Source organism: Paraburkholderia sp. 2C, from assembly GCF_054589215.1.
Genome location: NZ_BAAILL010000024.1, coordinates 1 through 20,765, shown reverse-complemented (window position 1 = coordinate 20,765; position 20,765 = coordinate 1). Strand labels below are relative to the sequence as shown.

Sequence of the window (20,765 nt, the reverse complement as noted above, 5' to 3'; positions counted from 1 at the left end):
TTGCGCCGATCGCGATGGAAGAAGGTCTGCGCTTCGCTATCCGTGAAGGCGGTCGTACCGTCGGCGCCGGTGTCGTCGCCAAGATCATCGAGTAAGCCAGCTAGTTCTCGTTGATCGGTTGTTTTCGGGGTTGGCGACGTCGTCAGCCCCAAATGGTTTAGGGGTATAGCTCAACTGGCAGAGCGTCGGTCTCCAAAACCGAAGGTTGGGGGTTCGATTCCCTCTGCCCCTGCCAACTCTTGCGTCGATCTGGCGCTCGTTAAGGTGTTATGGCGAATCCATCCGTCGAAACTGTAAATACGTCTGGTGACAAGCTGATGCTGGTCGTCGGCGTATTGTTGGTCGTGGCCGGGTTCGTGGGGTTCTTCTGGCTTAGCGGTCAGGAGTGGTACGTTCGCGGCGCGGCTTTAGCTGTCGGGTTGATCGCGGGCGTCGCAGTCGGTCTTCTTTCCGCGCCCGGCAAGGGTTTTATCGCGTTCGCCAAGGACTCGTATAAAGAAGTCCGCAAGGTCGTCTGGCCGACTCGTAAAGAGGCAAGCCAAACGACTCTCGTGGTCTTCGGGTTTGTGTTAGTCATGGCGCTATTTCTGTGGGTTTGCGACAAATCCATCGAATGGGCGATTTTCTCGGCGATTCTGGGTTGGAAATGATATGAGTGATACGCCGGCATCCCCGAGTGGAAAACGTTGGTACGTCGTGCACGCCTACTCCGGCATGGAGAAGAGCGTGCAACGTGCGCTTCAGGAGCGCATCGAACGTGCTGGCATGCAGGACAAATTTGGTCAGATTCTCGTGCCGACGGAAGAGGTTGTCGAGGTGAAGGGCGGTCACAAATCAGTGACCGAACGCCGCTTCTTCCCCGGTTACGTTCTGGTCGAAATGGAAATGACCGACGAAACGTGGCACTTGGTCAAGAACACGGCCAAGGTCACGGGGTTCGTCGGTGGTGCACGCAATCGACCGAGCCCGATTTCGCCGCGCGAAGTTGAAAAGATCATGTCGCAGATGCAGGAAGGCGTGGAGAAGCCGCGTCCGAAGACCCTGTTTGAAGTTGGCGAGATGGTCCGGGTGAAAGATGGTCCGTTCACCGACTTCAATGGCAGCGTTGAGGAAGTCAACTACGAGAAGTCGCGAGTTCGGGTCTCTGTCACGATTTTCGGTCGAGCCACGCCGGTCGAGCTCGAATTCGGACAGGTTGAGAAGTTGTGACCGATTTTGCAGATCGCGCCAACCGGCGCGATCTGCGTTTCGCGCTTACGGTCCGCATAATGACCGTTGAGGAGCGTCAGTAGGCCAGCATCGGCGAACGCGCGCTACTACTCACTGAACGCTTACGCGTTCCAACGAGGTTTTCAGATATGGCAAAGAAAATCATCGGCTTTATCAAGCTGCAGATTCCTGCAGGTAAGGCCAATCCGTCGCCGCCGGTCGGTCCGGCTTTGGGTCAGCGCGGCCTGAACATCATGGAGTTCTGCAAGGCATTCAATGCGCAGACTCAATCGATGGAACCGGGTCTGCCGATTCCCGTCGTCATTACCGCCTTTGCGGACAAGAGCTTCACGTTCGTCCTCAAGACCCCGCCCGCCACCGTGCTGATCAAGAAGGCGGCGAAGGTCGACAAGGGCTCGAGCAAGCCGCACACCGATAAGGTCGGCAAGATCACGCGCGCGCAAGCTGAAGAGATCGCCAAGACGAAGATGCCGGATCTTACGGCAGCTGATATGGACGCAGCGGTTCGTACAATCGCTGGCAGCGCCCGCTCGATGGGCATCACCGTGGAGGGCGTGTAAATGGCTAAGCTTTCGAAGCGTCTGCAGGCATTTGCAACTAAGGTCGATCGCCAGAAGCTGTATCCGATCGACGACGCGTTGTCGCTCGTGAAGGAGTGCGCAAGCGCGAAGTTCGACGAGTCGATTGACGTCGCTGTGCAACTCGGCATCGATGCGAAGAAGTCGGACCAGGTGGTTCGTGGTTCGGTTGTGCTGCCGGCAGGTACCGGTAAGTCGGTGCGCGTCGCGGTATTCGCACAAGGCGAAAAGGCTGAGCAAGCTCGTGCAGCGGGCGCCGATATCGTCGGTATGGAAGACCTCGCCGAGCAGGTGAAGGCGGGCAATCTGAACTTCGACGTGGTCATTGCTTCGCCGGACACTATGCGAGTTGTCGGTACGCTCGGTCAGATCCTTGGTCCGCGTGGCCTGATGCCGAACCCGAAGGTCGGCACGGTGACGCCGGACGTGGCCACGGCTGTGAAGAACGCCAAGGCGGGTCAGGTGCAGTTCCGCGTCGACAAGGCCGGGATTATTCATGCGACCATCGGCCGGGCATCGTTCGAACCGACAGCGCTGCGCAGCAATCTCGACGCACTCGTCGACGCGCTGCAGAAGGCGAAGCCGGCAACGAGCAAGGGCGTGTATCTGCGCAAGATTGCTCTGTCGAGCACGATGGGCGTTGGCGTGCGAGTCGATCAGACGTCGCTGGCCGCGCAGTAATGACGAGATTTACCGCTTCGCCGCATTGATGGGCGAGGCGCTCTAAGGGCTTTGGGCGGTCGCGAGCCAGGCGGTAAGCAGCAAGCGGCCGGTTGTCAAAGACCGTTGGCGGAGGCGCAGCAGTCGGGCGCGTCCTTAATGTAAGCCAACGCAGATGGCGAACCCGAAAAGGTTTTGTGGTGATTGAGGCCGTTTCTCACTCGCGGCGACGTGAATGGGAAGCGGTCGAGATACTCCTGGACTGGTCGGACGCCGTTGTTGAACGCGGTGCATAAAACGCAAGTCGAATGCATCGAATCTGGAGGCTAACCGTGCCACTGAACAAAGAAGGTAAGCAGGCCGTCGTGGCTGAGGTTTCCGCGCAAGTCGGGAAAGCTCAAACCATTGTTCTGGCCGAGTATCGTGGGATCACGGTTGGCGATCTGACCAAGCTTCGCGCGAAGGCGCGCGAGCAACAGGTGTACCTGCGCGTGTTGAAGAACACGCTGGCGCGTCGCGCTGTCGAGGGTACCCCGTTTGCTCCGCTGGCTGAGCAGATGACTGGTCCTTTGATCTACGGCATCTCTGAAGATGCAATTGCCGCTGCTAAAGTCGTCAACGAATTTAGCAAGGGCAATGACAAGTTGATCATCAAGGCCGGTTCCTACGAAGGCAAGGTGATGGACAAGGCGGGCGTGCAAGCGCTGGCCAACATCCCGAGCCGCGAGGAGCTGCTCTCCAAGCTGCTGTTCGTTATGCAAGCGCCTGTTTCCGGCTTTGCACGCGCGCTGGCCGCGCTGGCTGAGAAGAAGCAGGGCGAGGCTGCGTAACGCAACTTCGGCGCTTCGGTTGAGCGCAAAAGATCGCTGGCTGTATCCGAATTCAATCTAGGAGTATTTCAAATGGCAATCGCAAAAGAAGACATCCTCGAAGCCGTAGGCTCGATGTCGGTTCTGGAACTGAACGAGCTGGTCAAGGCGTTCGAAGAGAAGTTTGGCGTGTCCGCTGCTGCCGTGGCCGTTGCTGGCCCGGCAGGCGGCGGCGGTGGCGCTGCTGCAGTTGAAGAGCAAACCGAGTTCACGGTTATCCTGACCGAAGCCGGCGGCAACAAGGTTTCCGTGATTAAGGCTGTTCGCGAACTGACGGGCCTGGGCCTGAAGGAAGCGAAGGACCTGGTCGATGGTGCACCGAAACCCGTTAAGGAAGCTGTGCCCAAGGCTGCTGCTGAAGAAGCCAAGAAGAAGCTGGAAGACGCAGGCGCGAAAGCTGAAATCAAGTAAATTTCGGCGCGCTTTGCGGAGGCTGGCGGTTTTTCCACCGCCGGCCTTTTTGTGCTTTGTGGGGACGACGTTTTCCAACATCGTTTTTGGCAACAATGCGCCCCAAGAAGCCAAAGAAAATCGCCACTTCGCAACATCGGTGACGTTTCTCTTTGTCTTCTGAAGCGACTGCAGAAGGCAAGTTTGGTCGGGTAGCGGGCAACACAGGCATCCGCTGCCGTCAGCCAGCGGTTGGTAGCGGCCAACCACCAAGCTTCTCGGCTCGTTCAAGCCATCGGACGGCCAACGGGTCTCAGTCGGTGAACACTCGGGTTGTCACATCAAGGTATCTCGCCTCGACAACAATGCCCGCCGTGATTCGGAGATCGTATGCAATATTCCTTCACCGAGAAGAAGCGTATTCGCAAGAGTTTCGCGAAGCGCCCCATCGTTCACCAAGTACCTTTCCTGCTGGCTACCCAGCTTGAATCATTCAGCACCTTTCTGCAAGCAGAAGTGCCGGCCACGCAACGCAAGCCTGAGGGTCTGCAGGCAGCGTTCACGTCGGTGTTCCCAATTGTTTCCCATAACGGCTTTGCTCGTCTAGAGTTTGTCAGCTACATGCTGTCGCCGCCGGCGTTCAACATCAAGGAATGTCAGCAACGCGGCCTGACCTATTGCTCGGCGTTGCGCGCGAAGGTGCGCCTCGTGCTGCTCGACAAGGAGTCGCCGAGCAAGCCCGTCGTCAAGGAAGTCAAAGAGCAGGAAGTGTACATGGGCGAAATTCCGCTCATGACGCCGACTGGCTCGTTCGTGATCAACGGTACCGAGCGTGTGATCGTATCGCAGCTGCACCGTTCGCCTGGCGTATTCTTTGAACACGACAAGGGCAAGACGCACAGCTCGGGCAAGCTGCTGTTTTCGGCGCGCATTATTCCTTACCGCGGTTCGTGGCTCGACTTCGAATTCGATCCGAAGGACGTGTTGTACTTCCGCGTCGACCGCCGCCGCAAGATGCCTGTCACGATCCTGTTGAAGGCGATCGGCCTCACGCCGGAACAGATCCTCGCAAACTTCTTCGTGTTCGATAACTTCGCGTTGATGCCGGAAGGCGCGCAGATGGAGTTCGTGCCGGAGCGTCTGCGCGGTGAAGTCGCGCGCTTCGACATTACCGACCGCGACGGCAACGTGATCGTCACGAAGGACAAGCGGATCAACGCAAAGCACATCCGTGACCTCGACAACGCGAAGACGAAATTTATTTCGGTTCCCGAAGATTATCTGCTCGGCCGCGTGCTTGCGAAGAACGTGATCGACGGCGATACCGGTGAAGTCATCGCCAACGCGAACGACGAAATCACCGAGACCGTGCTCGAGAAGCTGCGCGAAGCGAAGATCAAGGACATCCAGACGCTCTACACGAACGATCTGGACCAGGGTCCGTACATCTCGTCGACGCTGCGTATCGACGAAACGGCCGACAGAATGGCCGCGCGTATCGCGATCTACCGCATGATGCGTCCGGGCGAGCCGCCGACCGAAGAGGCGGTCGAGGCGCTGTTCAATCGTCTGTTCTACAGCGAAGACGCGTACGACCTGTCGAAGGTCGGCCGTATGAAGTTCAACCGCCGCGTCGGCCGCGACGAAATCGTCGGCCCGATGACGCTGCAGGACGACGACATCCTCGCGACGATCAAGATCCTCGTCGAACTGCGCAACGGCAAGGGCGAAGTGGACGATATCGACCACCTCGGCAATCGCCGCGTGCGTTGCGTGGGCGAACTGGCGGAAAACCAGTTCCGCGCCGGTCTCGTGCGTGTCGAGCGCGCGGTGAAGGAGCGTCTGGGTCAGGCCGAAAGCGAAAACCTGATGCCGCACGACCTGATTAACTCGAAGCCGATTTCGTCGGCGATTCGCGAGTTCTTCGGTTCGTCGCAGCTGTCGCAGTTTATGGACCAGACCAACCCGCTGTCGGAAATCACGCACAAGCGTCGTGTTTCCGCACTGGGCCCGGGCGGTTTGACGCGCGAGCGCGCAGGCTTCGAAGTGCGCGACGTGCACCCGACGCACTATGGCCGCGTGTGCCCGATCGAAACGCCGGAAGGTCCGAACATCGGTCTGATCAACTCGCTCGCGTTGTACGCGCACCTGAACGAGTACGGCTTCCTCGAAACGCCGTATCGCAAGGTCGTGGACGGCAAGGTTACGGACCAGATCGACTATCTGTCGGCGATCGAAGAAGGTCGCTACGTGATCGCTCAGGCGAACGCGGCAGTTGCCGACGACGGCTCGCTGACCGACGAGCTCGTGTCGTCGCGTGAAGCCGGCGAAACGATGATGGTCACGCCGGACCGCATCCAGTATATGGACGTGGCGCCGTCGCAGATCGTGTCGGTCGCGGCTTCGCTGATTCCGTTTCTCGAGCACGACGACGCGAACCGCGCATTGATGGGTTCGAACATGCAGCGTCAGGCGGTACCGTGCCTGCGTCCTGAAAAGGCCGTGGTCGGTACGGGCATCGAGCGCACGGTGGCGGTCGACTCGGGTACGACGGTTCAGGCATTCCGCGGTGGCGTGGTCGATTACGTCGACGCAGGCCGTATGGTGATTCGCGTGAACGACGACGAAGCGGCGGCAGGCGACGTCGGCGTGGACATCTACAACCTGATCAAGTACACGCGTTCGAACCAGAACACGAACATCAACCAGCGCCCGATCGTGAAGGTTGGCGATGTCGTGTCGCGTGGCGACGTGCTGGCAGACGGCGCATCGACGGACCTCGGCGAACTCGCGCTCGGTCAGAACATGCTGGTCGCGTTCATGCCGTGGAACGGCTACAACTTCGAAGACTCGATCCTGATCTCGGAGAAGGTCGTGGCCGACGATCGCTACACGTCGATCCACATCGAAGAACTGAACGTCGTGGCTCGCGACACGAAGCTCGGACCGGAAGAAATCACGCGCGACATTTCGAACCTCGCGGAAGTGCAGCTTGGCCGTCTCGACGAGTCGGGCATCGTGTACATCGGCGCGGAAGTCGAAGCGGGCGACGTGCTGGTCGGCAAGGTCACGCCGAAGGGCGAAACCCAGCTGACGCCGGAAGAAAAGCTGCTGCGCGCGATCTTCGGCGAGAAGGCGTCGGACGTGAAGGACACGTCGCTGCGCGTGCCGTCGGGCATGAGCGGCACCGTGATCGACGTGCAGGTGTTCACGCGCGAAGGCATCCAGCGCGACAAGCGCGCGCAACAGATCATCGACGATGAACTGAAGCGCTATCGCCTCGACCTGAACGACCAGCTGCGTATCGTCGAAGGCGATGCGTTCCAGCGTCTCGCGCGCATGCTCGTCGGCAAGGTGGCGAACGGCGGTCCGAAGAAGCTCGCGAAGGGCGCGAAGATCGAACAGGCTTACCTCGAAGATCTCGACCACTACCACTGGTTCGACATCCGCCTCGCGGACGAAGAAGCAGCGGCGCAGCTCGAAGCGATCAAGGACTCGATCGAACAGAAGCGTCACCAGTTCGACCTCGCGTTCGAAGAAAAGCGCAAGAAGCTCACGCAAGGCGACGAACTGCCGCCGGGCGTGCTGAAGATGGTCAAGGTGTACCTCGCGGTGAAGCGCCGTCTGCAGCCTGGCGACAAGATGGCGGGCCGTCACGGTAACAAGGGTGTCGTGTCGAAGATCGTGCCGATCGAAGACATGCCGTACATGGCCGATGGCCGTCCGGCCGACGTCGTGCTGAACCCGCTCGGCGTGCCGTCGCGGATGAACGTGGGTCAGGTGCTCGAAGTGCATCTGGGCTGGGCCGCGAAGGGTCTCGGCTGGCGGATCGGCGAAATGCTGCAGCGTCAGACGAAGATCGAAGAACTGCGCGCGTTCCTGACCAAGATCTACAACGAGTCGGGCCGTGCGGAGGAAATCGACAGCTTCAACGACGACGAAATCGTCGAACTGGCGAAGAACCTGCGCGAAGGCGTGCCGTTCGCGACGCCGGTGTTCGACGGTGCGACCGAAGACGAAATGTCGAAGATGCTCGACCTCGCGTTCCCGGACGAAATCGCGCAACAGCTCGGCATGACGAAGTCGAAGAACCAGGTGCGTCTGTACGACGGCCGCACGGGTGAGGCATTCGAGCGTCCGGTGACGGTCGGCTACATGCACTACCTGAAGCTGCACCACCTCGTCGACGACAAGATGCACGCGCGCTCGACGGGCCCGTACTCGCTCGTCACGCAGCAGCCGCTCGGTGGTAAGGCGCAGTTCGGCGGTCAGCGCTTCGGTGAGATGGAAGTGTGGGCGCTCGAAGCGTACGGCGCATCGTATGTGCTGCAGGAAATGCTGACGGTCAAGTCGGATGACGTGACAGGCCGGACCAAGGTGTATGAGAACCTGGTCAAGGGCGATCACGTCATCGATGCGGGTATGCCGGAGTCCTTCAACGTGCTGGTGAAGGAAATCCGCTCGCTCGGTATCGACATCGATCTGGACCGCAACTAATCGGACTACGGAGAGAAAGCAATGAAAGCTCTGCTCGATCTATTCAAGCAAGTCCAACAGGAAGAAGTTTTCGACGCGATCAAGATCGGTCTGGCCTCGCCCGACAAGATCCGGTCCTGGTCGTTCGGTGAAGTCAAGAAGCCGGAAACGATCAACTACCGCACCTTCAAGCCGGAGCGGGATGGTCTGTTCTGCGCGAAGATCTTTGGTCCGATCAAGGACTACGAGTGCCTGTGCGGCAAGTACAAGCGCCTCAAGCACCGCGGCGTGATCTGCGAGAAGTGCGGCGTCGAAGTGACGCTCGCGAAGGTGCGCCGCGAACGGATGGGCCACATCGAACTGGCCTCGCCGGTTGCGCACATCTGGTTTCTGAAGTCGCTGCCGTCGCGTCTGGGCATGGTGCTCGACATGACGCTGCGCGACATCGAGCGCGTGCTGTACTTCGAAGCCTATGTCGTGATCGATCCGGGCATGACGCCGCTCAAAGCGCGGCAGATCATGACCGAAGAGGATTACTACAACAAGGTCGAAGAGTACGGTGACGAATTCCGCGCCGAAATGGGCGCGGAAGGCGTGCGCGAACTGCTGCGCGCGATCAACATCGACGAGCAGGTCGAAACGCTGCGCTCGGAGCTGAAGAACACCGGCTCGGAAGCGAAGATCAAGAAGTACGCAAAGCGCCTGAAGGTGCTCGAGGCCTTCCAGCGTTCGGGCATCAAGCCCGAGTGGATGATTCTCGAAGTGCTGCCGGTGCTGCCGCCGGAGCTGCGTCCGCTCGTGCCGCTCGACGGCGGCCGTTTTGCGACGTCGGACCTGAACGACCTGTATCGCCGCGTGATTAACCGTAACAACCGGTTGAAGCGTCTGCTCGAGCTGAAGGCGCCTGAAATCATCGTCCGCAACGAAAAGCGGATGCTGCAGGAAGCCGTCGACTCGCTGCTCGACAACGGTCGTCGCGGCAAGGCGATGACGGGCGCGAACAAGCGTCCGCTGAAGTCGCTCGCCGACATGATCAAGGGCAAGGGCGGTCGTTTCCGTCAGAACCTGCTCGGTAAGCGCGTCGACTACTCGGGCCGTTCGGTCATCGTGGTCGGCCCGACGCTGAAGCTGCACCAGTGCGGTCTGCCGAAGCTGATGGCGCTCGAACTCTTCAAGCCGTTCATCTTCAACAAGCTCGAAGTGATGGGCGTGGCGACGACGATCAAGGCGGCGAAGAAGGAAGTCGAGAACCAGACGCCGGTGGTGTGGGACATCCTCGAAGAGGTGATCCGCGAGCACCCGGTGATGCTGAACCGTGCGCCGACGCTGCACCGTCTCGGCATTCAGGCGTTCGAGCCGGTGCTGATCGAAGGCAAGGCCATTCAGCTGCACCCGCTCGTTTGCGCGGCGTTCAACGCCGACTTCGACGGTGACCAGATGGCCGTTCACGTGCCGCTGTCGCTCGAAGCGCAGATGGAAGCGCGCACGCTGATGCTCGCGTCGAACAACGTGCTGTTCCCGGCGAACGGCGATCCGTCGATCGTGCCGTCGCAGGATATCGTGCTCGGCCTGTACTACGCGACGCGCGAAGCGGTCAACGCGAAGGGCGAAGGCATGTCGTTCACCGGCGTGTCGGAAGTGTTGCGTGCATACGAGAACAAGGAAGTCGAGCTTGCCTCGCGCGTCAACGTGCGGATCACCGAAATGGTCCACAACGAAGACAAGTCGGAAGGCGCGCCGGCGTTCGTGCCGAAGATCTCGCTGTACGCGACGACCGTCGGCCGCGCGATCCTGTCGGAAATTCTGCCGCCGGGCCTGCCGTTCACGGTGCTGAACAAGCCGCTCAAGAAGAAGGAAATCTCGCGTTTGATCAACACGGCATTCCGCCGCTGCGGTCTGCGCGAAACGGTGATCTTCGCCGACCAGCTGATGCAGTCGGGGTTCCGTCTGGCAACGCGCGCCGGTATTTCGATCTGCGTCGACGACATGCTCGTGCCGCCGCAGAAGGAAACCATCGTCGGCGACGCAGCGAAGAAGGTGAAGGAATACGACCGTCAGTACATGTCGGGTCTCGTCACCGCGCAGGAACGTTACAACAACGTGGTCGACATCTGGTCGGCAACGTCGGAATCGGTCGGCAAGGCGATGATGGAGCAGTTGTCGACGGAACCGGTCACGGATCGCGACGGCAACGAAACGCGTCAGGAATCGTTTAACTCGATCTACATGATGGCGGACTCGGGTGCACGCGGTTCCGCGGTGCAGATTCGTCAGCTGGCCGGTATGCGCGGCCTGATGGCGAAGCCGGACGGCTCGATTATCGAGACGCCGATTACCGCGAACTTCCGCGAAGGTCTGAACGTGCTGCAGTACTTCATCTCGACCCACGGCGCACGTAAGGGCCTGGCCGATACGGCACTGAAGACCGCGAACTCGGGTTACCTGACGCGGCGTCTGGTCGACGTGACGCAGGATCTGGTCGTTGTCGAAGACGATTGCGGCACGTCGCAAGGCGTGGCGATGAAGGCGCTCGTGGAAGGCGGTGAAGTCGTCGAAGCGCTGCGCGACCGGATTCTCGGCCGCGTCGCGGTGGCGGACGTCGTCAACCCGGAAACGCAGGAAACGCTGTACGAATCGGGCACGTTGCTCGATGAAACGGCGGTCGAAGAAATCGAGCGCCTCGGCATCGACGAAGTGCGCGTGCGTACGCCGCTCACCTGCGAAACGCGTTATGGCCTGTGCGCGTCGTGCTATGGCCGCGACCTCGGCCGCGGCTCGCTCGTGAACGTCGGCGAAGCGGTCGGCGTGATCGCGGCGCAGTCGATCGGCGAACCGGGCACGCAGCTCACGATGCGTACGTTCCACATCGGTGGTGCGGCATCGCGTGCGGCGGTTGCTTCGTCGATCGAAGCGAAGTCGAACGGTACCGTGCGTTTCACGTCGACGATGCGTTACGTCACGAATGCGAAGGGCGAGCAGATCGTCATCTCGCGTTCGGGCGAAGCGATGATCACCGACGATCACGGCCGCGAGCGCGAGCGTCATAAGGTGCCGTACGGCGCGACGCTGCTGCAGCTCGACGGTGCGCAGATCAAGGCGGGCACGCAGCTGGCCACGTGGGATCCGATGACGCGTCCGATCATCACCGAGTACGGTGGTACGGTGAAGTTCGAGAACGTCGAGGAAGGCGTGACGGTCGCGAAGCAGATCGACGACGTGACGGGGCTTTCGACGCTCGTCGTGATCGACGTGAAGCGTCGTGGTTCGCAAGCGTCGAAGAGCGTGCGCCCGCAGGTGAAGCTGCTCGATGCAACCGGCGACGAAGTGAAGATTCCGGGTACCGAGCATGCGGTGCAGATCGGCTTCCAGGTTGGCGCGCTGATTACGGTGAAGGACGGCCAGCAGGTTCAGGTCGGCGAAGTGCTCGCACGTATTCCGACCGAATCGCAGAAGACGCGTGACATTACCGGTGGTCTGCCGCGTGTGGCCGAGCTCTTCGAAGCACGTTCGCCGAAGGACGCCGGTATCCTCGCGGAAGTCACCGGCACGGTGTCGTTCGGTAAGGACACGAAGGGTAAGCAGCGTCTCGTTATCACGGATCTCGAAGGCAATCAGCACGAGTTCCTGATCGCGAAGGAAAAGCAGGTTCTGGTGCACGATGGTCAGGTCGTCAACAAGGGCGAAATGATTGTCGACGGACCGGCCGATCCGCACGACATCCTGCGTTTGCAGGGCGTCGAGGCGCTGTCGCGTTACATCGTGGACGAAGTGCAGGACGTGTACCGTCTGCAGGGCGTGAAGATCAACGACAAGCACATTGAAGTGATCGTGCGTCAGATGCTGCGCCGCGTGCAGATCTCCGACAACGGCGATACGCGTTTCATCCCGGGCGAACAGGTCGAGCGGTCGGACATGCTCGACGAGAACGACCGTATGAACGCGGAAGACAAGCGTCCGGCGACGTACGAGAACGTGCTGCTCGGTATCACGAAGGCATCGCTCTCGACCGACTCGTTCATCTCCGCGGCGTCGTTCCAGGAAACGACTCGCGTGCTGACCGAGGCGGCGATCATGGGCAAGCGCGACGATCTGCGTGGCCTGAAGGAAAACGTGATCGTTGGCCGTCTGATTCCGGCCGGTACGGGTCTCGCGTTCCACAAGGCGCGCAAGAGCAAGGAACTGTCGGATCGCGAGCGTTTCGATCAGATCGCAGCCGAAGAGGCCTTCGAGTTCGGTACGCCGGAAACGCCGGCTGCCGAGCCGCAGCAGGCGCCGCACACCAACGAGTAAGCAACGGGGAATGGCAGGGCGGCGCAAGCCGCTTTGTCCTACACCGGGTAGTTGGCAAAGAGCCGCTCAGTCATTGCGACTGGGCGGCTTTTTTTTGCGTGCGTTCCCCGACGAACCGCGGTCCGCGCGACTGGAGTTCCGCGATCGGTGCAATGATTTGCGCGAGATCAAATGAGTGATGAATCGGCATTCGAGCAAGGATCGGACATTACAGGCGCGAGCGTAGCGAGCTCAATCTGCAAGGGCATGGTCCATGAAACAGTGGGCCAAATTCGAGTGGCACTTTGAATCAAAAGGACGCGGCCCATGTTCGGTATTCCTGAAGTGTCTGTTCCCCGTGTGCACGAAGGCGGTTTTCTCAGACCGGAATCGAGCACGCCAAAACCCGATTCCGTCGCAACGCGCGATTCGGGAGCCTCCCTCTCTCAAGCACAGATTCGCGATGGAGGCATGCCTCCCGCCTTGGGCGCTCGATCGGGCGGCACACCGCTCGCTCATCGGCTCAACGTGGGCCGGATAATCGCACCGTACACAAACTATCTGCAAAATAACGGGAATCTGAAGGATCGGCCTCCGTTAAGCGTGGTGCAGGGCCTCGTGAGCCGCCTCGCCAAGCCCGCGCTCGATCAGCAATTGAATAATCCACAGCAATATGTCTCGCATGGATTCGACCATTCGGAGCGCGTCGCGGCTTACACCGATCAGATCGTCAAGGCGTACCCCGAGATAGCGGAGAAGGCCGCCGGCAAATACAACATCTCTGCCGCGCTGGCGAGGCTCATGTTTCAGGTTCTCGCGCATTGGCATGATGTCGGCTATCCCGATCTCAAAGGCCGGCCGAAGGCGACGCACGGCTTATCGGGTGCCTCGAAGTTCGACAGTGTGTCGGACGAACTGGGCACCTTGATCCGGCGTGAAAACGGCCGCGTAAAGGAGGCGCTTGCCGACATGAAAAAAGCGATCCAGCTTCACTCCGCTGATGTTGCTGCAGGACTTTATCCAATCAACGTGAAAACCGAGCGTGGATCGCTGCTGGTTCCCGATGTCGAATCGCTCAAAAAATTGTTGAATCACTATTCGGCGGCGTCGAACCCTCCTCATCGGGTTTCTCAAATAGAAGTCCGCGGGGACTATGCGAAAGAGCTGGAAAGACAGGTCAATGACGCGCTGAAGACTCTGTCGATCGGCCAAACAATCAATGTGACCGCGGACGAAACGAAGCCGGCATACATGGGCCGCCCCACTTCGCTGGACAAAGGTAACGAGGTGAAGGTGGGGCTACGCTATACCGATCAGGAGCTCACCAGGAACCCATTCGCGATTATCCGTTTTGCGGACAACCTCGATATGGCCTCAGACCGTTTGAGTCCGCTTCAACGAAGTCCGGCATTTCGCGCGATGTATTGGACGCTTGGCGATCGTGGCCCGATTGGACGCACACTCGCCGAGCTCAGTAAGCTGGATGGTAAGAACACCGCGGACGTGCCAGCGATAGCGCGCAATCTGCAGCGCGCCCGGATAGCACGGGGCTCGACAGACGTCGACTCAGCCATTCTGGCAAATGTGGCGCAGCGATACACGCCCGGTGCAATTCGCGGCCTCGATGCTTCGGCCGCCCGCCGGCTATTAACGAAGGCGACGGTGGATAGTGTGTTGGGCAGCCCGCTTGCCGATGGGCTCTCCGAGTCGGAGCATGCGAGCCTGCGCGACGTCGGATATCGCCTGAATGGGGAGTCGATCCGACACTTCGGAGGTTGCGAAGCGATCGAAGACGTAAAAGTCGCTCGAGGGAAGGTCTGGGTGACTGTCGACGAACCGCTGTACCAAAGGCTCAACGAAGTAAAAGACCCGGACGGCGTTGGCATCGGAGAATATCAAATCGAGCGCGCACGACAGGCATTCAGCAGTCTGACAATCAACGGCAAGCGTCTTGTCGTAGAAGTCATCGGACGGAATTCCACCTGAAACAGCGATTCCCTATCCCGGAGATGCGTTACCGTCGTGCGTGCCGCAACGTCTGGCGGATCGTATCGAGGCAAGCGGCCGCATCACCAATTACCAGCTCGACCGTGCAAGCGAGCATCAGGTTTAACGGCAGGCCGAAGTCTTCGACGATAAAGCCGCGCGAGCAGAATGCGGCGTTGTCTTCCATATGAACGGCCGCGCGCGAAACCAGCGGACGTTCGTCCGCCCGATAGCCCCATACCGGCTTGCCTAGTGCAATGGCAAAGCCGACTTCGAAGGCGGTGCCGGCGTCGGGCTCGCCGGCGCCGCGAAAGTCGTTCAGATTTGCCATGACCGCGTCGGCGGCGCGAATCAGGGCGAGATTTGCGTCGCATATCCATCGAGCGGCGTCTTGTGCGCGCAGACCGGGCGGCAGCTCACTGTCGCTCGGAAAGAGGCCTGCGAGGCCTCGCGCAGCGCATAGCGCCTTGAGACGTTCGCCATGTTCGGCCGCATCGGGGCGAAACACGTCGAATCCGGCCAGATAGATTTGCGGCAACCTCTCCACCGCGTTTTGCGCCACCTGCATGCAATCTCCAACGAAAGTGAACCTGAAGACGAGTGTATCCCGCATGTCGGTGCGCTTACACCCTGGCCATTCGGCCAACGTTGCACTTAAAACGCGAGCGCGGCACGAATGCGTTGGTAAAATTCGTCGCTGAGTTTCCCGCTGTCTCTTCGTCTGCTGCTTTCCACCGTTATCTGCAATCGTTCATGTCCCGTGCGCTCGAAATTCTCAACGAAGTATTCGGCTATCCCGCTTTCCGGGGGCAACAGGGCGAAATAGTCGAGCACGTGGCCAGCGGCGGAGACTGCCTTGTGCTAATGCCGACCGGCGGAGGCAAGTCGCTGTGCTACCAGATTCCGTCGCTGGTACGACGCGAAAAGGGACACGGCGCAGGGATCGTCGTATCGCCATTGATCGCCCTGATGCAGGACCAGGTTGCTGCGCTGACGGAAGTCGGTGTGCGGGCTGCCTACCTGAATTCGACCTTGACGGGCGCAGAGGCGGCCGCAATCGAGCGCGCACTGCGGCAGGGCGATATCGATCTGCTTTACGTCGCGCCCGAGCGGTTGATGACGCCCCGCTTTCTCGAACTGCTCGAGCGCACGCAAATCGGTCTGTTTGCGATCGACGAAGCGCATTGCGTGTCGCAATGGGGGCACGATTTCCGCCCGGAGTATATCCAGCTGTCGGTCTTGCACGAGCGGTTTCCGTCGGTGCCGCGCATCGCGCTGACAGCCACTGCCGATGCAATTACGCGTGACGAAATTGTGCATCGGCTCGCGCTCGATGACGCGCGAGTCTTCGTCTCCAGTTTCGATAGGCCGAACATCCGCTACCGGATTGTCGAGAAAGACAACGCGCGCTCGCAGTTGCTCGACTTTATCCGCGCCGAGCACACGAGGCCGGACGGGACGACTGACGCCGGCGTCGTCTATTGCCTGTCGCGTCGCAAAGTCGAGGAAACGGCGGAGTGGCTGCAAGGGCAGGGCGTGCGCGCGCTGCCTTATCACGCCGGGATGGAGTTCGAGATCCGGCAAAAGCATCAGGAGACCTTTCAGCGCGACGAGGGCGTTGTCATCTGTGCGACGATTGCGTTCGGCATGGGCATCGACAAGCCTGACGTGCGGTTTGTCGCGCACCTCGATTTGCCGAAGAGCGTCGAAGGCTATTACCAGGAGACGGGGCGTGCCGGGCGCGACGGTTTGCCGGCGAACGCGTGGATGGCCTACGGCCTCGGCGATGTCGTCCAGCAGCGCAAGATGATCGACGAATCGGACGCCGACGACGCGCATAAGCGTGTTCAGACCGGAAAGCTCGACGCGCTGCTCGGTCTATGCGAAGCGGCTACGTGCCGGCGCGTGCGGCTGCTTGCCTATTTCGGCGAGTCGAGCGAGCCGTGCGGCAATTGCGACACCTGTCTCGAACCGCCGGCATCGTGGGACGCGACGCGTGAATCGCAAATGGCGCTGTCGTGTGCGTTTCGTGCGCAGCGTGCGAGCGGTTTCAACTTCGGCGCCGGGCATCTGATCGATATCTTGCGCGGCAATCGCAACGAGAAGATTCTGCAGCGCGGCCACGATCGCTTGAGCACCTTCGGAATCGGCTCGGAGCTGTCCGAGCACGAATGGCGGGCCGTGTTCCGGCAGCTCGTGGCATTCGGGTTTCTGACGGTCGATCACGACGGCTTCGGCGCGCTCGTGCTAACCGAAGCAAGCAAGCCTGTGCTCAAGGGCGAGCAGAAAGTCACAATGCGCCGTTACGTGAAGCCGACGCGTTCGCGGCAGGCTTCCGGGCGCACGAGCGAACGCGCGGATCCGACCATCGGCATGAGCCCGCGCGAGCGCGCTCGTTGGGACCGGCTGCGCGCCTGGCGTTCCGAGACGGCAAAGAGCGATGGCGTGCCCGCATACGTCATTTTTCACGACGCGACGCTTGCCGAAATTGCCCGCAGCGAGCCGGGTTCGCTCGATGATTTGCGCCAGATTCCCGGCATGGGCGCGCGCAAACTGGATCGGTTTGGCGCCGATCTTCTGGAAGTCGTGGCTGCCGACTGAGCGAGCCGCTTTGCGGTCCATCGGATGGCTCGGCATGCACCGCAACTTGTTGACTCTCTTAGTATTTTCGGAATATCATGCTAGGTTCCGGTTCTTGGGGCGTCTGCGCGCGCACTTGCATTATTGGAGTGCATGGCCGATGCCGCCACGTTTGTCGTCGAATCGGAGTTCGATGCGCAGTCGTTTTCGCTTTGCCCGGAAACAGATGCGTCGATTTTGTTCAATTTCAGGAATAAACAATGCCAACCATCAATCAACTGGTTCGCAAAGGCCGCACGTCGGAAACGACGAAAAGCAAGAGCCCGGCCTTGCAGGACTGCCCCCAGCGTCGCGGCGTGTGCACCCGTGTGTACACCACGACGCCGAAGAAGCCGAACTCGGCACTGCGTAAGGTCGCAAAGGTGCGTCTGACGAACGGCTTCGAAGTCATTTCGTACATCGGCGGTGAAGGCCACAACCTGCAGGAACACTCGGTTGTGCTGATCCGTGGCGGCCGTGTGAAGGACTTGCCGGGTGTGCGTTACCACATGGTTCGCGGCTCGCTGGATACCCAGGGCGTCAAGGATCGTAAGCAGGCTCGTTCGAAGTACGGTGCGAAGCGCGCCAAGGCCGGCAAGTAAAAGCAGCAGAGCAGTTAAGCCGTCCATCGGTCGTTAAGTCGTTTCAGGTCGCCTGCAAAGGCGTTATTAGCGGTGGTGCCGGATTGCCGGTGCTGTCGAGTAAGTGGTCACCCGACCAGGCTGGTAAGTCTTCGAAGATGAATCGGGTTAGTTGGTGACCGCGGAGTCGAGCGCAACAAGCGTCGCTCCAACTGAAAAGTAAAGGAAGAAACATGCCGCGTCGTCGCGAAGTCCCCAAGCGGGAAGTGTTGCCGGATCCGAAATTCGGTAATGTTGATGTAGCAAAATTCATGAACGTGCTGATGCTCTCGGGCAAGAAGTCGGTGGCCGAGCGTATCGTGTACGGCGCTTTCGAACAGATCCAGACCAAGGGTGGCAAGGACCCGCTGGAAGTGTTCACGGTGGCGCTCAACAACGTAAAGCCGGTGGTCGAAGTGAAGAGCCGGCGCGTTGGTGGTGCGAACTATCAGGTTCCGGTCGAAGTGCGTCCGTCGCGTCGTATGGCATTGGCGATGCGCTGGTTGCGTGAGGCCGCGAAGAAGCGCAGTGAAAAGTCGATGGCGTTGCGTCTGGCTGGTGAACTGAGTGAAGCAGCTGAAGGTCGCGGCGGCGCGATGAAGAAGCGCGACGAAGTGCACCGGATGGCGGAAGCCAACAAGGCGTTCTCGCATTTCCGTTTCTAAGCATCCCGACCCCGGGTTAGCAGTCAATAACGGAAAGAAATTCCGGGCGGGTGCGCTAAACAGGCGCCTCGCCCGTTTGTGTTAGGGCGCGCGGGTATTTCACTCCCCGTCGCGTCATTCCCATAGAGGATCAAAGTGGCTCGCAAGACACCTATCGAGCGCTACCGCAACATCGGTATTAGCGCTCACATCGACGCCGGCAAAACGACGACGACCGAGCGCATCCTGTTCTACACCGGCGTGAACCACAAAATTGGTGAAGTGCACGACGGTGCTGCAACCATGGACTGGATGGAGCAGGAGCAGGAGCGCGGCATCACCATTACGTCCGCTGCCACGACCGCTTTCTGGAAGGGCATGGGCGGCAACTATCCGGAACACCGGATCAACATCATCGACACGCCGGGGCACGTCGACTTCACGATCGAAGTCGAGCGCTCGATGCGCGTGCTCGACGGCGCGTGCATGGTCTATTGCGCGGTCGGCGGTGTGCAGCCGCAGTCGGAAACCGTGTGGCGCCAGGCAAACAAGTACAAGGTGCCGCGTCTGGCGTTCGTCAACAAGATGGACCGTACCGGCGCGAACTTCTTCAAGGTCTATGACCAGCTGAAGACCCGTCTGAAGGCCAACCCGGTTCCGGTCGTGGTGCCGATCGGTTCCGAAGAAAGCTTCAAGGGCGTCGTCGATCTGCTCAAGATGAAAGCGATCATTTGGGACGAAGCGTCGCAAGGTACGAAGTTCGACTACATCGATATCCCGGCTGAACTCGTCGATACGTGCAACGAATGGCGCGAAAAGATGATCGAGTCGGCTGCCGAAGCCAGCGAAGAGCTGATGGAAAAGTATCTCGGCGGCGAAGAGCTGAGCGAAGCCGAGATCGTCAAGGCGCTGCGCGATCGTACGATCGCATGCGAAATCCAGCCGATGCTGTGCGGCACCGCGTTCAAGAACAAGGGTGTGCAGCGCATGCTCGACGCTGTGATCGATTTCTTGCCGTCGCCGGTTGATATTCCGCCGGTGAAGGGCGAACTCGAAAGCGGCGAGTCTGCAGAGCGCCGGGCGTCCGACGAAGAGAAGTTCTCATCGCTCGCGTTCAAGATCATGACCGACCCGTTCGTTGGCCAGCTGATCTTCTTCCGTGTGTATTCGGGCGTCGTGAATTCGGGCGATACCGTGTTGAATTCGACGAAGGGCAAGAAGGAACGCCTCGGTCGTATTCTGCAGATGCACGCCAACCAGCGCGAAGAAATCAAGGAAGTTCGCGCCGGCGACATCGCCGCTGCGGTCGGCCTGAAGGAAGCGACGACGGGCGACACGCTGTGCGATCCGGCCAATCCGATCGTGCTTGAACGCATGATTTTCCCGGAGCCGGTGATTTCGCAGGCTGTCGAACCGAAGACGAAGCCTGACCAGGAAAAAATGGGCATGGCGCTGAACCGTCTGGCGCAGGAGGACCCGTCGTTCCGCGTGCAAACGGATGAAGAGTCGGGCCAGACCATTATTTCGGGCATGGGCGAACTGCACCTCGAAATTCTGGTTGACCGGATGAAGCGTGAATTCGGCGTGGAAGCGACCGTCGGCAAGCCGCAGGTGGCATACCGCGAGACGATCCGCAGCACGGCAGCGGACGTCGAAGGCAAGTTCGTCAAGCAGTCGGGTGGTCGCGGCCAGTACGGTCACGCGGTCATCACGCTCGAGCCGAACGAGCAGGGCAAGGGCTACACGTTCCTCGACGAGATCAAGGGCGGCGTGATTCCTCGCGAATACATTCCGGCGGTCGACAAGGGCATCCAGGAAACGCTGAAGAGCGGCGTTCTGGCTGGCTTCCCGGTCGTCGACGTGAAGGTTCACCTGACGTTCGGTTCGTACCACGATGTTGACTCGAACGAAAACGCGTTCCGCATGGCCGGTTCGATGGCGTTCAAGGAAGCGATGCGCAAGGCGAGCCCGGTGATCCTCGAGCCGATGATGGCCGTTGAAGTGGAGACGCCGGAAGATTACATGGGCAACGTGATGGGCGACCTGTCGGGCCGTCGCGGCATCGTGCAGGGCATGGAAGACATGGTGGGCGGCGGTAAGATCGTCCGCGCAGAAGTGCCGTTGTCGGAAATGTTCGGTTACTCGACGTCGCTGCGCTCGCTCACGCAGGGCCGCGCAACGTATACGATGGAGTTCAAGCACTACGCCGAAGCGCCGCGCAACGTCTCCGAAGCGATCATCAACGCGAAGGCGAAGTAATCATTCGGCAACGCAAGCGCCGATCAACTTTTTTGAAAGAAGAGAAACATGGCTAAAGGTAAATTCGAACGGACCAAGCCGCACGTGAACGTGGGCACGATTGGTCACGTTGACCACGGCAAGACCACGCTGACGGCGGCGATCACGACGGTGCTGACCGCGAAG

General features: G+C 60.1%; 16 protein-coding genes and 1 tRNA gene. 16 read left to right on the top strand and 1 reads right to left on the bottom strand.

Annotation, left to right across the window (positions count from 1 at the left end):
• From ACYPXD_RS05890 to ACYPXD_RS05840, 11 genes are all read left to right on the top strand, one after another.
• Window positions 1-95, top strand: a 95-nt coding sequence (locus tag ACYPXD_RS05890) for an EF-Tu C-terminal domain-related protein (RefSeq protein ID WP_072445389.1), incomplete at its 5' end; no start/stop codon positions are given.
• A 64-nt stretch (window positions 96-159) separates the two neighbouring features.
• Window positions 160-235, top strand: a tRNA-Trp gene (locus ACYPXD_RS05885).
• A 34-nt stretch (window positions 236-269) separates the two neighbouring features.
• Entirely contained in the window at window positions 270-650 is a 381-nt protein-coding gene (gene secE, locus ACYPXD_RS05880; RefSeq protein ID WP_459708510.1) for a preprotein translocase subunit SecE, read from the top strand.
• A gap of 1 nt (window position 651) precedes the next feature.
• Entirely contained in the window at window positions 652-1,209 is a 558-nt protein-coding gene (nusG, locus tag ACYPXD_RS05875) for a transcription termination/antitermination protein NusG (protein WP_026121916.1), read from the top strand.
• 149 nt (window positions 1,210-1,358) lie between these two features.
• Window positions 1,359-1,790, top strand: coding sequence for a 50S ribosomal protein L11 (gene rplK / locus ACYPXD_RS05870; protein ID WP_459708507.1), 432 nt, complete (start codon window positions 1,359-1,361; stop codon window positions 1,788-1,790).
• On the top strand, window positions 1,791-2,489 hold the full coding sequence (gene rplA, locus ACYPXD_RS05865) for a 50S ribosomal protein L1 (RefSeq protein ID WP_459708505.1): 699 nt from the start codon (window positions 1,791-1,793) through the stop codon (window positions 2,487-2,489).
• Between the two features lie 287 nt (window positions 2,490-2,776).
• Complete coding sequence (rplJ, locus tag ACYPXD_RS05860; RefSeq protein ID WP_459708503.1) at window positions 2,777-3,298, top strand: 50S ribosomal protein L10; 522 nt, start codon at window positions 2,777-2,779, stop codon at window positions 3,296-3,298.
• A 72-nt stretch (window positions 3,299-3,370) separates the two neighbouring features.
• The gene (gene rplL / locus ACYPXD_RS05855) at window positions 3,371-3,748 is read left to right on the top strand and encodes a 50S ribosomal protein L7/L12 (protein WP_075158359.1); all 378 of its coding nucleotides are present in this window, start codon (window positions 3,371-3,373) and stop codon (window positions 3,746-3,748) included.
• 369 nt (window positions 3,749-4,117) lie between these two features.
• Complete coding sequence (rpoB, locus tag ACYPXD_RS05850; protein ID WP_459708501.1) at window positions 4,118-8,224, top strand: DNA-directed RNA polymerase subunit beta; 4,107 nt, start codon at window positions 4,118-4,120, stop codon at window positions 8,222-8,224.
• A gap of 21 nt (window positions 8,225-8,245) precedes the next feature.
• Window positions 8,246-12,493: a DNA-directed RNA polymerase subunit beta' gene (gene rpoC, locus ACYPXD_RS05845; RefSeq protein WP_459708499.1), complete on the top strand. Its 4,248-nt coding sequence runs from the start codon at window positions 8,246-8,248 to the stop codon at window positions 12,491-12,493.
• 306 nt (window positions 12,494-12,799) lie between these two features.
• Window positions 12,800-14,458 carry a hypothetical protein gene (locus ACYPXD_RS05840; RefSeq protein ID WP_459708497.1) on the top strand — a complete coding sequence of 553 codons (1,659 nt, stop codon included), beginning with the start codon at window positions 12,800-12,802 and terminating at the stop codon, window positions 14,456-14,458.
• Window positions 14,459-14,486: 28 nt separating this feature from the next.
• Here the strand turns inward: ACYPXD_RS05840 and ACYPXD_RS05835 are convergent, their stop codons facing one another.
• Complete coding sequence (locus ACYPXD_RS05835) at window positions 14,487-15,026, bottom strand: nucleoside 2-deoxyribosyltransferase (protein WP_459708495.1); 540 nt, start codon at window positions 15,024-15,026, stop codon at window positions 14,487-14,489.
• 185 nt (window positions 15,027-15,211) lie between these two features.
• Between ACYPXD_RS05835 and recQ the strand changes: the two genes are divergently transcribed.
• From recQ to ACYPXD_RS05810, 5 genes are all read left to right on the top strand, one after another.
• Entirely contained in the window at window positions 15,212-17,059 is a 1,848-nt protein-coding gene (gene recQ, locus ACYPXD_RS05830) for a DNA helicase RecQ (RefSeq protein ID WP_459708492.1), read from the top strand.
• 239 nt (window positions 17,060-17,298) lie between these two features.
• Window positions 17,299-17,679, top strand: coding sequence for a 30S ribosomal protein S12 (gene rpsL / locus ACYPXD_RS05825; RefSeq protein ID WP_006053290.1), 381 nt, complete (start codon window positions 17,299-17,301; stop codon window positions 17,677-17,679).
• A gap of 212 nt (window positions 17,680-17,891) precedes the next feature.
• Window positions 17,892-18,362 (top strand): 30S ribosomal protein S7, encoded by a 471-nt coding sequence (gene rpsG, locus ACYPXD_RS05820; protein WP_006053291.1) that lies wholly within the window; start codon window positions 17,892-17,894, stop codon window positions 18,360-18,362.
• 135 nt (window positions 18,363-18,497) lie between these two features.
• Window positions 18,498-20,600, top strand: coding sequence for an elongation factor G (fusA, locus tag ACYPXD_RS05815; protein ID WP_459708488.1), 2,103 nt, complete (start codon window positions 18,498-18,500; stop codon window positions 20,598-20,600).
• 48 nt (window positions 20,601-20,648) lie between these two features.
• Window positions 20,649-20,765, top strand: a 117-nt coding sequence (locus ACYPXD_RS05810) for a GTP-binding protein (protein ID WP_245965142.1), incomplete at its 3' end; no start/stop codon positions are given.

What these genes read in the sequence shown, in the direction of transcription:
- secE (WP_459708510.1), top strand. Translation starts at nt 270, where the DNA reads ATGGCGAATCCATCCGTCGAAACTGTAAATACGTCTGGTGACAAGCTG.
- nusG (WP_026121916.1), top strand. Translation starts at nt 652, where the DNA reads ATGAGTGATACGCCGGCATCCCCGAGTGGAAAACGTTGGTACGTCGTG.
- recQ (WP_459708492.1), top strand. Translation starts at nt 15,212, where the DNA reads ATGTCCCGTGCGCTCGAAATTCTCAACGAAGTATTCGGCTATCCCGCT.
- rpoC (WP_459708499.1), top strand. Translation starts at nt 8,246, where the DNA reads ATGAAAGCTCTGCTCGATCTATTCAAGCAAGTCCAACAGGAAGAAGTT.
- rpsL (WP_006053290.1), top strand. Translation starts at nt 17,299, where the DNA reads ATGCCAACCATCAATCAACTGGTTCGCAAAGGCCGCACGTCGGAAACG.
- ACYPXD_RS05835 (WP_459708495.1), bottom strand. Translation starts at nt 15,026, where the DNA reads ATGCAGGTGGCGCAAAACGCGGTGGAGAGGTTGCCGCAAATCTATCTG.
- rplL (WP_075158359.1), top strand. Translation starts at nt 3,371, where the DNA reads ATGGCAATCGCAAAAGAAGACATCCTCGAAGCCGTAGGCTCGATGTCG.
- rplK (WP_459708507.1), top strand. Translation starts at nt 1,359, where the DNA reads ATGGCAAAGAAAATCATCGGCTTTATCAAGCTGCAGATTCCTGCAGGT.
- rpsG (WP_006053291.1), top strand. Translation starts at nt 17,892, where the DNA reads ATGCCGCGTCGTCGCGAAGTCCCCAAGCGGGAAGTGTTGCCGGATCCG.
- ACYPXD_RS05840 (WP_459708497.1), top strand. Translation starts at nt 12,800, where the DNA reads ATGTTCGGTATTCCTGAAGTGTCTGTTCCCCGTGTGCACGAAGGCGGT.
- rplA (WP_459708505.1), top strand. Translation starts at nt 1,791, where the DNA reads ATGGCTAAGCTTTCGAAGCGTCTGCAGGCATTTGCAACTAAGGTCGAT.
- rpoB (WP_459708501.1), top strand. Translation starts at nt 4,118, where the DNA reads ATGCAATATTCCTTCACCGAGAAGAAGCGTATTCGCAAGAGTTTCGCG.
- rplJ (WP_459708503.1), top strand. Translation starts at nt 2,777, where the DNA reads ATGCATCGAATCTGGAGGCTAACCGTGCCACTGAACAAAGAAGGTAAG.